The organism is Pectobacterium carotovorum, assembly GCF_033898505.1.
GTDB lineage: Bacteria > Pseudomonadota > Gammaproteobacteria > Enterobacterales > Enterobacteriaceae > Pectobacterium > Pectobacterium carotovorum_J.
Window position 1 is genome coordinate 159,820 of the sequence record NZ_JAXAFK010000002.1, and the last position, 14,031, is coordinate 173,850.

At 52.0% G+C, this 14,031-nt stretch carries 10 protein-coding genes and 1 tRNA gene; 8 read left to right on the plus strand and 3 right to left on the minus strand.

The window, feature by feature from the left end; all coding sequences use genetic code 11:
• Positions 1-68: 68 nt before the first annotated feature.
• The 5 genes from R9X49_RS12760 (at position 69) to R9X49_RS12780 (ending at position 6,080) form a co-directional block, all read left to right on the plus strand.
• Positions 69-1,250, plus strand: coding sequence for a YjgN family protein (locus R9X49_RS12760; protein ID WP_319848766.1), 1,182 nt, complete (start codon positions 69-71; stop codon positions 1,248-1,250).
• A 16-nt stretch (positions 1,251-1,266) separates the two neighbouring features.
• Positions 1,267-2,304, plus strand: coding sequence for a M48 family metallopeptidase (locus R9X49_RS12765; RefSeq protein ID WP_319848767.1), 1,038 nt, complete (start codon positions 1,267-1,269; stop codon positions 2,302-2,304).
• A 351-nt stretch (positions 2,305-2,655) separates the two neighbouring features.
• On the plus strand, positions 2,656-3,735 hold the full coding sequence (locus tag R9X49_RS12770) for an alpha/beta fold hydrolase (RefSeq protein WP_319848768.1): 1,080 nt from the start codon (positions 2,656-2,658) through the stop codon (positions 3,733-3,735).
• Between the two features lie 219 nt (positions 3,736-3,954).
• A complete protein-coding gene (locus R9X49_RS12775) occupies positions 3,955-5,574 on the plus strand; it encodes a methyl-accepting chemotaxis protein (protein WP_319848769.1) in 1,620 nt (539 codons plus the stop codon).
• A gap of 194 nt (positions 5,575-5,768) precedes the next feature.
• Complete coding sequence (locus tag R9X49_RS12780) at positions 5,769-6,080, plus strand: RidA family protein (protein ID WP_319849101.1); 312 nt, start codon at positions 5,769-5,771, stop codon at positions 6,078-6,080.
• A 99-nt stretch (positions 6,081-6,179) separates the two neighbouring features.
• Here the strand turns inward: R9X49_RS12780 and R9X49_RS12785 are convergent, their stop codons facing one another.
• The 3 genes from R9X49_RS12785 to pepA all read right to left on the minus strand — a co-directional run bounded on the left by R9X49_RS12785 (position 6,180) and on the right by pepA (position 11,113).
• On the minus strand, positions 6,180-9,035 hold the full coding sequence (locus R9X49_RS12785) for a valine--tRNA ligase (protein WP_319848770.1): 2,856 nt from the start codon (positions 9,033-9,035) through the stop codon (positions 6,180-6,182).
• 12 nt (positions 9,036-9,047) lie between these two features.
• Positions 9,048-9,497 carry a DNA polymerase III subunit chi gene (locus R9X49_RS12790; protein ID WP_005973664.1) on the minus strand — a complete coding sequence of 150 codons (450 nt, stop codon included), beginning with the start codon at positions 9,495-9,497 and terminating at the stop codon, positions 9,048-9,050.
• A 104-nt stretch (positions 9,498-9,601) separates the two neighbouring features.
• On the minus strand, positions 9,602-11,113 hold the full coding sequence (gene pepA, locus R9X49_RS12795) for a leucyl aminopeptidase (protein WP_010284628.1): 1,512 nt from the start codon (positions 11,111-11,113) through the stop codon (positions 9,602-9,604).
• 283 nt (positions 11,114-11,396) lie between these two features.
• Here pepA and lptF point away from each other — a divergent pair, with 283 nt between their 5' ends.
• The 3 genes from lptF to R9X49_RS12810 all read left to right on the plus strand — a co-directional run bounded on the left by lptF (position 11,397) and on the right by R9X49_RS12810 (position 13,904).
• Complete coding sequence (gene lptF / locus R9X49_RS12800; RefSeq protein ID WP_319848771.1) at positions 11,397-12,512, plus strand: LPS export ABC transporter permease LptF; 1,116 nt, start codon at positions 11,397-11,399, stop codon at positions 12,510-12,512.
• Positions 12,512-13,588: an LPS export ABC transporter permease LptG gene (lptG, locus tag R9X49_RS12805; protein WP_119880592.1), complete on the plus strand. Its 1,077-nt coding sequence runs from the start codon at positions 12,512-12,514 to the stop codon at positions 13,586-13,588. The genes lptF and lptG overlap by 1 nt, the downstream gene beginning before the upstream one ends.
• 231 nt (positions 13,589-13,819) lie before the next feature.
• A tRNA-Leu gene (locus R9X49_RS12810) sits at positions 13,820-13,904 on the plus strand.
• The last annotated feature ends 127 nt before the right edge of the window (positions 13,905-14,031 follow it).

Consider the following 14,031-nt stretch of genomic DNA (forward strand, 5'->3'; position numbering starts at 1 on the left):
CGCTTTTTGTATGCCAGTAACGCTTTTAAGCGCTTTATTAGGCTTATTTCTTTTAGGATGAAAGGTCTATGACTATCAATACTTCAGAAAATAACACGCAGCATCGCGTGAAATTTCATGGTAAGGCTGGGGAATATTTTGCAATTTGGTTGGTTAATGCGTTATTAACGGCCATCACTCTGGGTATTTATTCTGCCTGGGCTACCGTACGCCGCCGTCGTTATTTTTACGGTAACACGGAAATTAACGGTGACCGTTTTGATTACCATGCGCAACCCATTCAGATTCTCAAAGGGCGTTTGCTGGTTATCGCTGGGATCATTCTGTTTTATATCATAATGGGGATGTCACCCGTTCTGGGGACTATTATCGCACTGGCATTTGCGGCACTAATTCCAATTATTGTCATCCGCAACTGGCGTTATAACGCCATTATGTCCAGCTACCGTGGCGTCCGTTTTAACTATCACTGCCAGACTGGCCGCGCGTATTGGGTGTTGCTGCTTTGTCCTATTCTACTGCTGCTGGCTTTTTATGCCGTGTTGGCTGTAGCACTGTTGATTGGCTCACAGAGCGATAGCCCGATTCTGATCGGATTCATTGTGCTGGCAGTCGCTATTCCGGGATTTGCTGCGGTGAATGGCATCATGAAAATGATGCAGCTCGATTTCTATGTTAATAACCTGTTCTTCGGCAAAACCGCATTTAAAGCGGAATTGGCAAAAGCGGCGTTTATTAAGTTCGCCCTGATTAGCCTGCTGATTTTTGTTCCTTTCCTAATCGCATCGCTGTCATTCATGAGCTCATTCTTTTTCACGCTGTTCCAAACGATTATGATGGGCGGCGGAAATGAAGATCTCGTACTGATGATGCTGCTGAGCAACGTCTTCAATATGATCATGATGTTCGTTGTGGCGTTGCTGGGTGTGCTGGTTTCCAGCAGCTATCTGGTGGTCGCACAGCGTAACTATCTGTTTAACCAGACGTCGCTGAATGGCGGTGTGAAATTGCACTCTTCCATGCAAACGCTGTCTTACATGGGGCTGCTGATAACCAATAGCCTGATCACTATTTTCTCTTTTGGTTGGGCAGCTCCAGTGGCAGAAATTCGTCATGCACGCTATATCGCAAATGCGACAGCGGTTGAAGGCGATCTGGCACTGCTGCACGTTCAGGCACATCAGGACACAGCAAACAGCGCACTGGCCGAAGAAGCTGTGCAGGCGCTTGATTTGGGTGTTGGCCTGTAAGCTATAAGGCAGGAATATGAATATTGAGGGGCATTATCAATACCCCGGATTGGCGGCCCGCGTGGCCGCTTCTCTTCATTTAATGGACAACGGTTCGATGATGGTGCTGAACACCGGGTCATCGAACACGACATTTGCGCTGGAGCAGGTTACGGTTTCCGATGCGCTGGGTTCCATCCCTCTGACACTCACGTTTCCCGACGGTGGTCGCTTTGTGCCTGCCGACGATCCCACCTTTCGTGCGTGGTATTCCGCACGCCGCCGTCCGGGGCTTGTCCATCGTCTGGAACGCCATAAGCGCGGTGTTATTCTCACGCTGTTCGCCACGATCTTGCTCGTCATAAACTACGTTTACGTGGTGCTACCTTGGGCGAGCTCCGCGCTGGCGCTACGCATGCCTACCGCTATCGAACAGCAACTGGGACAAAATACGCTGATGCTGTTGCGGCACAGTGATTTTAAGCCCTCCAAACTGCCTGTTGAGCGCCAGCAGGCGATGCAAACGCTGTTTCAGCAGGTTATGCCGCCTGATATGCGGGAAGATAAAACGCCGCTGCGCCTGGAGATCATGTCTGCGCCTATCGGGCCGAATGCCTTTATGCTGGCGGATGGTACGCTGATTATCAGCGACGATCTGGTGACGCTGGCGAAAAATGACAACGAGCTGGCCGCGGTGATGCTGCATGAAATGGGGCATCACGCTTACCGCCACCCAATGCGTATGGTCGTGCGATCATCGCTGGTATCGCTGACGTTCATGTGGATGACGGGAGATGTTAGTGGCATAGGGGATACCTTGTTGCAGTCTGCTGCTTTCATCAACGAGATGCAGTTCTCCCGCGATATGGAACGAGAAGCTGATGCATGGGCAATAGCAGAAATGCAGCAGCAGGGACGTTCGCTACAGTCGATGCAGGCGATGTATCAGGCTCTGGTCACTAACGACCGCAGCCATGATGAAGTGGAATCTCTGGATTTGCCTGACTGGCTGAGCACGCACCCAGATATGGATGAGCGGCTGAAAGCGATTGAAAGAGAGATGAATAAGCACTAATTCTCTGTTTCCGATTATCAACCCCGATTTAACCCCTGTCTTATGTTGATCGTGTGCGGTGTCACCGCGCACGATTCTTTCCTTGCTAGAAATTCGAGCGAAAAATACGCGATACGCTATTTTTATGCGCATTTTTTTCAGGTTGAAGGTATGGAAAACGTGGTAAAGCGCTTAGGCAGGAATGCGTTAAATATCATCCTATTAAAAACTTCATGTAGAATCTTTCGTAATAAATAAAAAATTCAGAGAATAATCTCTTTTTATTATTAGTCCGCTTATGTTTATTGGGATTTTTCCTAATAGACATTAGAATCGCGGCTTCACGACTTCATGATTACCGAAGAGTTATTTATGGTTAATCGAATACTATCAGGGGTGGTGGGCGCATTTCTGTTAATGCTGTCACCATTAACGCATGCACAGGCCAATTTCCCAGAGCCCAAAGAAGGCGACTGGATTGCGCCGGAATTTACCTTCAACAGTGGCGAAAAATTAAAAGATCTGCGTATTCACTATTACACGATCGGTGATAAAACCAAGCCTGCCGTCTTATTGCTACATGGAACGAACCAGCCGATTAAAGCGCTGCTTGCAAATGGCTTTGGCGGAGAACTGTTCGGGCCGGGTCAGGCGCTGGATAGCAGCAAATACTTTATTATCATGCCGGAGAGCATTGGTTCTGGAAAATCTTCCAAACCGTCAGACGGCCTGCGGATGAAATTCCCGCAGTACGACTATAACGATATGGTGCAGGCACAATATCGCTTAGTAAAAGAAGGCCTGGGTGTTAACCACCTGCGGCTGGTGATGGGATATTCCATGGGCGGCATGCAAACCTGGCTCTGGGGTGAAAAATACCCGGACATGATGGATGCACTGGTGCCAATGGCGTCGCTGCCAAATGAACTGTCTGGCCGTAACTGGATGATGCGTCGCATCCTGATTGAATCCATCAAGAACGATCCAACCTGGAATAATGGTGAGTACACGCAGCAACCGCCAACGCTGAAAACGGCCAGCATTATGTTCAGTATCGCCACTACTGGCGGCACGCTGGCATACCAGAGCAAAGCGCCAACGCGTGCACAGGCGGACAAACTGGTCGAAGATCGCCTTGCGGCCCCTTCGAACAGCGATGCGAATGACTTTATTTATATCTGGGGTTCGTCCGCAAATTATAACGCGGCACCGGAACTGAATAAGATTAAGGCACCAGTTCTGGTGATTAACTCTGCGGATGATGAGCGTAATCCTGTTGAAACAGGCATCCTGGAGAATGAGCTTAAGAAAATTAAGCATGCGACGCTGTTCCTTATTCCTGCCAGCAAAGAAACCAGCGGGCATGGCACAATGATGTCGGCGAAGTTTTATAAAGATGAGCTGCAACGTTTCTTAGAAAAAAATCCGTCTCAGAAAAATAATAAAAAATAAATCTTAATGACCGACAGAAAGTCTATTTTCTTTCGGTCATCGTTTTCTTTATCTGTTTATTTATACGTTTCTTTATTTTATTACGGTTTTATAACGAATTTATTTCGGTTCGTGGATTTAACACGCCTGGAAAAATAACGACCATTACGTAAATAACTGAACGGCTCCGCTGTAGAGCTGGCGCTCACCCTCTCTTATTTCAGACCACAGGGACAATTTATGTTTCGTAAGATAAAGATCCGTACTGCACTCAGCATGATGGTGTTTTCGTTAGCGGCGTTACTGCTTTTTGTCGGCATTCTAGGGTTGGTTGCGGTTCAGTCAGGAAACAAATCATTTGCCCGTGTCGATATGGAAGTGCTGCCAGGGCTGGTCGCGCTGAATGACAGCTCTGAACTGCTGTTGCGTGGTCGGTTGGATTTGCGTCTGTACGAATCATTAATGGGGAAAGGGGATGTCGAGGCGGCTAAAGTTGCGCTGGGACGCGCCAGAACCAAAGTCGATGGCGCCAGCGAAAAATGGCAGGAATATCTGAAATACCCTCAGTCCGAAGAAGAAAAAGTGATTTCTGCGGATATGGCCGAGAAGCGCAATACGCTGATGCAGGATTTTATCGATCCGGCATTTGCAGCGCTTAATGCAGGAAATCTGGATGAATATCGTCAGCGTGCTGGGAAATCGACAGTGCTGTATGCCGCGTTTGATAAATCTTCTAAAGCGCTGGTGGCCTTTAAGCTAAAGAGTATTGATGAAGCCTATGCGGATTCAAATGGGCGTGTGAATCTGATGGAAGGCATCCTGTATGCGGCGATCGCGTGTGCATTGCTGCTGGCGGTGCTGGCCTGGTCTGTCATGACCAATATGATCGTGAAGCCGCTGAATCAGGCTATTTCCGTCTTTGACCGCATTGCTGAAGGTGACCTGCGTGCACAGATTGATAGCAGCGGAAAAAATGAAATTGCACACCTGTTTGCTGCGGTTCAACGCATGCGTGATGGGCTGGAAAACATGGTACGTGTGGTGCGTAACGGAACCGATGCGATCAGTGTAGGGGTTGAGGAAATTGCCTCCGGCAACATCGATCTCTCCAGCCGTACCGAGCAGCAGGCGGCCTCGTTGGATGAAACGGCTTCAAGTATGGAGCAGATCATGTCGACGGTGAAAAACAACGAAGACAATACGCGTAAAGCCAACGATCTGGCGCTGAAAGCCTCTAATTCTGCGTCTCGCGGCGGTAATGTCGTTTCCGAAGTGGTGGATACCATGCGTTCCATCAAGCAGAGCTCTGCCAAGATCTCCGACATTGTTGGTGTGATCGACGGCATCGCCTTCCAGACTAACCTGCTGGCTCTGAACGCCGCAGTGGAATCGGCGCGTGCGGGTCAATACGGTAAAGGCTTTGCGGTGGTTGCGTCTGAAGTGCGGATGCTGGCGGCACGTAGTGCGACGGCAGCGAAAGAGATCGGCACCATGATCGATGATTCTCTCAGCCGTATTGAAAAGGGTGCGGGTCTGGTTGAAGTTGCCGGCAACACCATGGACGAAGTGCTGATGGATGTGAAAAAAGTGGTCGATATCATGGATGAGATCACGCTGGCTTCCAGCGAGCAGAGCCGCGGCATTTCGCAGATCAATATCGCCATCAATCAGATGGATGGTGTGACTCAGCAGAACGCATCGTTGGTATCAGAAGTGGCAACCTCGGCGAATGCGCTTCAGGAGCAGGTTGTTAACCTGCAACAGTCCGTTTCCCGTTTCCAGATCGCAAGAGAAAACATGGGTATGGATAACGTGCTGCCCAGCTTGCGTCAGAACATTGCTCTGGCCGATGCCCGCTAATCATTAAATACCTATAGCGTCTGTTTTTCCTGACGATAAACAATCATGAGTACATCACATCGATGTACTCATTTTTGCCATTTACATCTGTATAAACAACCAGTACATTTAATCCACACAAAAAAAGTGGAGATGGTGCTGTGATTACTCGAATAAAAACACAATGTAAAGACGACACGTGCCCATCCTGTGTCGTGGCGGGCGGTTTTATCTTTCTTGCTCACCACTCAGGAGGACATGAAAAAGATGACGTCGAGTTTCAGGTCAGGGCTTCTCTGAATGCATTACGCAAAACGCTACAGTCCGTTAATACAGATTTGGCGGATCTCGTTCAACTCAATCTTTACCTAAGGCATCGCGCCGACTTTAGTAAAGCAAGAGACATATTTCGCGAGTATTTTACCGAACAGAAATTTCCAGCCAGAACGACAGTATTTACTGACTTCGTCAATGAGCGTTGTCTGTGCATGCTAGATGGTGTTGCGTATAAACCGAGTGATGCGTAACAGAATACGTGTTGGAACATGCCATTAATGAAAAAGCCCCGTTTTGCAACGAGGCCTTTGTACTTACCCGACTACCGACCGCTGGAAATCGGTTAGCGCTTACAGCGCAGCGATGACCGCTTGCTGTTCCAGCAATTTGGCTTTTGCTACGGCGTAGCCGTCCAGTTTTTCACGCTCTTTGGCGACAACTGCTTCCGGTGCGCGCGCCACAAAGCCTTCGTTGGACAGCTTGCTTTCGATGCGGCCAATCTCGGCTTCGATTTTCGCCACTTCTTTCGCCAGACGATCCAGCTCTGCCGCTTTGTCGATCAGACCCGCCATCGGGATTAACAGCTCGGCGCCATCAATGAGTTTAGTGACGGAAACCGGACCTTTATCGCCCGCAGGCAGCAGCGTAATGCTTTCCAGACGCGCCAGCGTTTGGATGAAGCTGCGGTTCTCTTCCACGCGACGCTGTGCTTCAGCCGTGGCGTCACGCAGTAACACTTCCAGCGGTTTGCCCGGCGCGATGTTCATTTCCGCACGAATGTTACGCACGGCGATAATCGCCTGCTTAATCCACTCCAGATCGTTCAGTGCCAGCGTATCTTCCTGCGCAGCGTCGAACTCAGGGAACGGCTGTAACATGATTGTGTCGGCGCTAATGCCTTTCAGCGCTTTAACGCGTAGCCAGATGGTTTCGGTAATGAACGGAATAATCGGATGCGCCAGACGCAGCAACGCTTCCAGTACGGTAACCAGCGTATGGCGCGTACCGCGCAGTTCCGCTTCTGAGCCGCCATTCATCACAGGCTTCGTCAGCTCCAGATACCAGTCGCAGAACTGGTTCCAGGTGAATTCGTACAGAATACCGGCCGCAATATCAAAGCGATAGCCGTCCAGCGCTTCGCGATAGGCTTTCACCGTACGGTTGAATTCTGCCAGAATCCAGCGGTCAGCCAGCGACAGCACTTTCTCGCCTGCGCCAAAACCACAGTCCTGATCTTCGGTGTTCATCAGCACAAAACGGCTGGCGTTCCACAGCTTGTTACAGAAGTTGCGGTAACCTTCCAGACGCTTCATATCCCAGTTGATGTCGCGGCCAGTAGAGGCCAGCGCCGCCAGCGTAAAGCGCAGGGCGTCTGTACCGTGAGGCTCGATGCCGTTCGGGAACTGCTTCTCGGTACGTTTGCGGATTTTTTCCGCCAGCTGCGGCTGCATCATGTTGCCGGTACGTTTTTCCAGCAGCGCTTCCAGTGAAATACCGTCCACCATATCCAGCGGGTCGATGACGTTCCCTTTGGATTTGGACATTTTCTGGCCTTCCTCATCACGGATCAGGCCGGTCATGTAGACGGTGTGGAATGGCACCTGCGGTTTGCCGTCTTCGTCTTTGATGAAGTGCATGGTCAGCATGATCATGCGGGCAATCCAGAAGAAGATGATGTCGAAGCCGCTCACCATCACGCTGCTTGGGTGGAACGCTTTCAGATCCGGCGTTTGCTCTGGCCAACCGAGCGTAGAGAACGTCCACAGACCGGATGAGAACCAGGTATCCAGTACGTCTTCGTCCTGATTCAGAACGACATCATCAGCGAGGTTGTTTTCACTGCGAACTTCCGCTTCGGTACGACCGACATAAACGTTGCCGTTAGCATCGTACCAGGCTGGGATGCGGTGACCCCACCACAGCTGACGGGAAATACACCAGTCCTGAATGTCGCGCATCCAACTGAAGTACATGTTTTCGTACTGTTTTGGTACGAACTGAATGCGGCCATCTTCCACCGCTTCTACCGCGGGTTTAGCCAGTACGGCAGCGCGTACGTACCACTGGTCGGTCAGCATCGGTTCAATCACCACGCCGCCACGGTCGCCGTAAGGCACGGTCAGATCGTGCGCCTTGATCTCTTCCAGCAGGCCGAGTTCATCGAATGCGGCGACGAGTGCTTTACGTGCGGCAAAACGTTCCAGACCCTGGAAGGCTTCTGGAATGTCGCTGCTGTAAACGGTGCTGGCTTCGCCATTGGTATCAAACACTTCAGCGTTCTGACGGATATCACCGTCGAACGTCAGGATATTTACCATCGGCAACTGATGACGTTTACCGACTTCGTAGTCGTTGAAGTCGTGTGCTGGTGTGATCTTCACGCAGCCAGTGCCTTTTTCCATATCGGCATGTTCGTCGCCAACAATCGGAATACGACGGCCAATCAGCGGCAGGATCACTTCTTTGCCGATCAGATCTTTATAGCGCGGATCTTCTGGGTTAACGGCGATACCTGTATCACCTAACATGGTTTCCGGGCGGGTGGTCGCGACAACCAGATAGTCTTTCCCTTCGGCGGTTTTCACGCCATCGGCCAGCGGATAGCGCAGGTGCCACATCGACCCTTTCACTTCGCGGTTTTCTACTTCCAGATCGGAAATCGCAGTGCGCAGTTTTGGATCCCAGTTCACCAGACGCTTGCCACGGTAAATCAGGTCTTCTTTATACAGACGGACGAACACTTCTTTCACCGCGTTGGACAGGCCTTCATCCATGGTGAAGCGCTCGCGCTCCCAGTCAACGGAATTGCCCAGACGGCGCATTTGGCGGGTAATGTTGCCGCCGGATTCGCCTTTCCACTGCCAGATTTTGTCGATGAATGCTTCACGGCCGTAATCGTGGCGAGTCTTGCCTTCTTCTGCGGCGATTTTGCGCTCAACGACCATCTGCGTGGCGATACCGGCGTGGTCGGTACCTGCCTGCCACAGGGTATTTTTACCCTGCATACGCTGATAGCGAATCAACGTATCCATAATGGTTTGCTGGAAAGCGTGACCCATATGCAAGCTGCCGGTGACGTTGGGCGGCGGGATCATGATGCTGAAGCTTTCTTTACTCGTGTCGCCGTGCGGCTTGAAGTAGCCTTGTTTTTCCCAGTGTTCGTAGAGCGGCTGCTCGATATCTTGCGGGTTATATTTCGTTTCCATTATGCTCAAAATTCAGTGAGTTGGCGGCGTAGCCGTGGTCAATTGGAAGCCGACGCTGCGATAGGTTTTATAGCGGTCGCGCGCCAACTGTTTCAAGGATTCTTCGTAAGGGACAAAGTCTATCACTTCATGGAAAGCGGTGGCAAAATCTGCGAACTGCGGCAATAGGCTGATCAGCAGATCCCGTGGCGCATTGCCACGCCGCTGCGGCCAGGCCAGTTCGACCGGCGCACCGTGACGCGGCCCTTCGCCTGCGAGATTATGCGGCACGAACGCATTAGGATCGCGCTGCCACAGCGCCTCATCGAGCCTGATGGCCTGTTGCTCATCCTCACAGGCAATCAGCACGCGCTTTCCTGCTCGCCAACGTTCTGCCGCCAGATCGCATGCCAGTGCCTCATGGGCGCTGAGCTCACCGCTTTTGCTGTCGTGTTCGAGAAGATAGAACGTTGCGTTTTTCATTGTTTACACTATTGAGAAGGGCCGGAATGTCCGGCCCATAAGGCAATGACTTGATAAGGATAAGACAATCGCTGGCGTTGGTCATCGCCGTTGACGCGAAAGCCTTATTCTACGTCGTTCTGTCCGGCGCGGTTAAGCAGGAACTGTGATAACAGCGCGACCGGGCGACCCGTAGCCCCTTTGGCTTTGCCGGAACGCCAGGCGGTGCCCGCGATATCCAGATGCGCCCAGCTGTACTTACGCGTAAAGCGCGACAAGAAGCAGCCTGCGGTAATCGCACCGCCCGGACGACCGCCAATATTCGCCATATCGGCAAAATTGGATTCCAACTGTTCCTGGAATTCGTCGGTCAGCGGCAGACGCCACGCGCGGTCGCCAGACTGTTCGGACGCGCTCAACAGCTCATGCGCCAGCGGATTGTGGTTCGCCATCAGCCCGGTGATGTGGTGTCCCAGCGCAATCACGCACGCACCGGTCAGCGTCGCGACGTCAATGACGACATCCGGCTCATAGCGCTCAACGTAGGTCAGGGTATCACACAGGACCAGACGCCCTTCTGCGTCGGTGTTCAGCACTTCTACCGTTTGACCGGACATCGTGGTCAGCACATCACCTGGACGGTAGGCGCGACCATCGACCATGTTTTCACAACCTGCCAGCACGCCGATGATGTTCAACGGCAGCGCCAGTTCGGCCGCCATGCGCATCACGCCGTAGACCGTGGCCGCGCCGCACATGTCGTATTTCATTTCGTCCATGCTGTCGGCAGGCTTGATGGAGATGCCGCCGGAATCGAACGTCAGTCCTTTACCTACCAGCACAATCGGGCGGGTTTCCGGGTTTGGATCGCCTTTATATTCGATCACGGACATCAGCGATTCATTCTGCGATCCCTGACCCACGGCCAGATAGGCATTCATACCCAGCTCTTTCATCTGCTGTTCGCCAATCACGCGTGTGATGATGTTCTGGCTGTAGGTATCGGCCAACTGACGAGCCTGCGAAGCCAGATAGGCGGCATTACAGATATTTGGCGGCATGTTGCCGAGATCTTTCGCGGCTTTGATGCCCGCAGCAATCGCCAGCCCGTGCTGAATGGCGCGCTCGCCGCTGGTCAGTTCACGGCGCGTTGGCACGTTGAAGACCATTTTGCGCAGCGGACGGCGCAGCTCGACCTTGTTGCTCTTAAGCTGATCGAAGGTATACAGCGTTTCTTTGGCGGTTTCGACCGCCTGACGCACTTTCCAGTAGGTGTTACGGCCTTTCACGTGCAGTTCGGTCAGGAAGCAGACCGCTTCCATCGAACCGGTTTCGTTCAGGGCGTTGATCGTTTTCTGAATCACCTGCTTGTACTGGCGCTCATCAAGCTCACGCTCTTTTCCGCAACCAATCAGCAGGATGCGTTCGGAAAGAATGTTAGGTACATGGTGCAAGAGCAGTGATTGCCCCACTTTGCCTTCTAATTCACCACGGCGAAGCAACGCGCTGATATAGCCGTCGCTGATTTTATCGAGTTGTTCGGCAATAGGGGACAGACGACGCGGTTCAAACACGCCGACGACAATGCAGGCACTGCGTTGTTTTTCCGGGCTACCGCTTTTTACGCTGAACTCCATGTACTCTCCTGAATCTTAAAGACAAAGGCGGGGGCAACGGCTAGAATGTGACACTCCGTAATACTTTCCCGCCGTTGCGTTAACATAACCTGTGTTAATCTTAACGACGTAGCGAACCTGTTTTAGTGACTAATAAGCAGGTTCTGATACAACTGCTCAAACGCAATGTGTTGTAATACTGTTTTAGCTAAGAGGGCTGCCAAAAATGAGTATAAATGGCGCGTTAGCGAAGAAACTATCGATTTTCCTGCAAAAAGACAAGTTTTCACAGGCGTAATTAAGCGTGATCATCATTCGATATCTGGTACGGGAAACCTTTAAGAGCCAACTGGCCATCCTTTTCATTCTGTTACTGATTTTCTTTTGTCAGAAATTAGTGCGGATACTGGGCGCCGCGGTTGATGGTGAAATCCCGACAAATTTGGTTATCTCCCTGTTGGGATTGGGCGTGCCAGAGATGGTGCAGCTCATCCTGCCATTGAGCCTGTTTCTTGGCGTATTGATGACGTTTGGCCGCCTCTATGCGGAAAGCGAGATCACCGTTATGCACGCCTGTGGGCTGGGCAAGCGCGTGTTGCTGAAAGCCGCGCTGGCCCTGGCGGTATTCACCGCCATCATCGCCACCATTAACGTCATGTGGCTCAGCCCGTGGTCGTCTCGGCATCAGGAAGAAGTGCTGGCGGAAGCGAAGGCGAACCCCGGCATGGCGACGCTGGTCGAAGGGCAGTTCCAGTCTGCGCAGGGCGGTAACGCGGTGCTGTTTGTTGGCAATGTGAAAGGCTCTGAGTTTGAGCACGTCTTTCTGGCACAACTGCGCCCCAGCGGTAACGCGCGGCCTTCTGTCGTCGTCGCCGATCGCGGTCATATCAAACAAAACGAAGACGGTGCGCAGGTCGTGACGCTGGATAACGGTTCGCGTTACGAAGGCACGGCGCTGCTGCGTGATTTTCGTATCACAGATTTCACCAACTATCAGGCCGTGATTGGCCACCAGAGCGTGACGCTAAATAATAGCGACGTGCAGCAAATGGATATGCAAACCCTGTGGCATTCGGACGCACACGATGCGCGCGCAGAGTTCCACTGGCGCCTGACGCTGATTCTTTCGGTGCTGCTCATGGCGCTGATGGTGGTGCCGCTGAGTGTGGTGAACCCACGTCAGGGCAGGGTACTGAGTATGCTGCCTGCGATGCTGCTGTACCTGATTTTCTTCCTGCTACAAAGCTCGCTGCGTTCTAACGCCAGTAAAGGAAAAATCGATCCGATGGTATGGGTCTGGCTGACCAACCTGGTGTATTTCGGTATCGCAGTGATGCTTAACCTCTGGGATACCGTGCCGATGCGCAAAGTGCGCGCCCGCTTTAAGCCTCGTACTCTTAGAACACAAGGAGCGGCCTGATGTTTGGTGTATTAGACCGCTATATCGGCAAAACGATTTTTACCACCATCATGACGACGCTGTTCATGCTGGTGTCGCTCTCCGGCATCATCAAGTTTGTCGACCAACTGCGTAAAGTCGGGCAGGGCGAGTATTCGGCGCTGGGCGCTGGGCTGTACACGCTACTCAGCGTACCCAAAGATATTGAGATCTTCTTCCCGATGGCGGCGCTGCTCGGTGCGTTGCTCGGGCTGGGCCAGCTTGCGACCCGCAGCGAACTGGTGGTGATGCAGGCTTCCGGCTTTACCCGCTTGCAGATTGCGACGGCAGTAATGAAAACTGCGATTCCGCTGGTGCTGCTGACGATGGCGATTGGCGAATGGGTGTCTCCGCAAGGAGAACAGATGGCACGCAACTACCGTTCTCAGATGATCTCTGGTGGGTCGATGATCTCTACGCAGGGCGGACTGTGGGCAAAAGACGGCAATGACTTTATCTATATCGAACGAGTGACGGGCGATAAAGAGCTGTCTGGCGTCAACATCTACCACTTCGACGATAAGAACAAACTGCTATCTGTGCGCTATGCGGCCTCCGCCGAGTTTGAAGATGACAGGAATGTCTGGAAGCTCTCGCAGGTTGATGAATCTGATTTGAGCGACGGCAAACAGATTGGCGGCAGCCAGACGTTCAGCGGCGAATGGAAAACCAACCTGACGCCAGATAAGCTCGGCGTGGTGGCGCTGGAGCCGGATGCGCTGTCGATCCGTGGGCTACACAATTACGCCAAATACCTGAAGCAAAGCGGGCAAGAGTCGAGCCGTTACCAACTGAACATGTGGAGCAAAATCTTTGCACCGGTCTCAGTCGCGGTAATGATGCTCATGGCGGTTTCTTTCATCTTTGGCCCGCTGCGCAGCGTCTCGGCGGGGTCACGCATCGTGATCGGTATCAGCTTCGGCTTCCTCTTCTACCTGCTGAATGAGATTTTCCGCCCGCTCAGCCTGGTCTATGGCATTCCGCCGATTCTGGGCGCTATCTTGCCGAGCTCGGTGTTTCTGTTCATCAGCGTGGCGCTGCTGCTGAAACGCCGATAGCGCCAGTTAAACCAGAGAAAGCGCCGAGTGGATTTCCCCCTCGGCGTTTTTTATTGTGCGTGACAAATTGCCATCGGCAACGCCCACTGCCACATAATCGTGAAGGTAAAAAAGTCATAACATGTTGCTAAAGATGATTTTTTCAGCACTTAACCGAATGCGGAGTGGATTAACGTTGCGCGTGGGCCGTCAAACGGTATAATGCACCCGTTTTCCGCATACTACTTCTGTGCCGAAGTGGCGAAATCGGTAGACGCAGTTGATTCAAAATCAACCGCCGCAAGGTGTGCCGGTTCGAGTCCGGCCTTCGGCACCAACAGTATGAAAATCAAGTCACCTTAGGGTGGCTTTTTTTATGCCTGAAATTCAGTAGCTAAGCGATTTTTTCTCCCCATTACCGAGCGATGAATCGCGGGTAATATCGCTGCTTTATTATGTGTCAT

Coding starts and splice junctions, on each gene's coding strand:
- R9X49_RS12760 (WP_319848766.1), top strand. CDS start 69: ATGACTATCAATACTTCAGAAAATAACACGCAGCATCGCGTGAAATTT.
- R9X49_RS12765 (WP_319848767.1), top strand. CDS start 1,267: ATGAATATTGAGGGGCATTATCAATACCCCGGATTGGCGGCCCGCGTG.
- R9X49_RS12770 (WP_319848768.1), top strand. CDS start 2,656: ATGGTTAATCGAATACTATCAGGGGTGGTGGGCGCATTTCTGTTAATG.
- R9X49_RS12775 (WP_319848769.1), top strand. CDS start 3,955: ATGTTTCGTAAGATAAAGATCCGTACTGCACTCAGCATGATGGTGTTT.
- R9X49_RS12785 (WP_319848770.1), bottom strand. CDS start 9,035: ATGGAAACGAAATATAACCCGCAAGATATCGAGCAGCCGCTCTACGAA.
- R9X49_RS12790 (WP_005973664.1), bottom strand. CDS start 9,497: ATGAAAAACGCAACGTTCTATCTTCTCGAACACGACAGCAAAAGCGGT.
- pepA (WP_010284628.1), bottom strand. CDS start 11,113: ATGGAGTTCAGCGTAAAAAGCGGTAGCCCGGAAAAACAACGCAGTGCC.
- lptG (WP_119880592.1), top strand. CDS start 12,512: ATGTTTGGTGTATTAGACCGCTATATCGGCAAAACGATTTTTACCACC.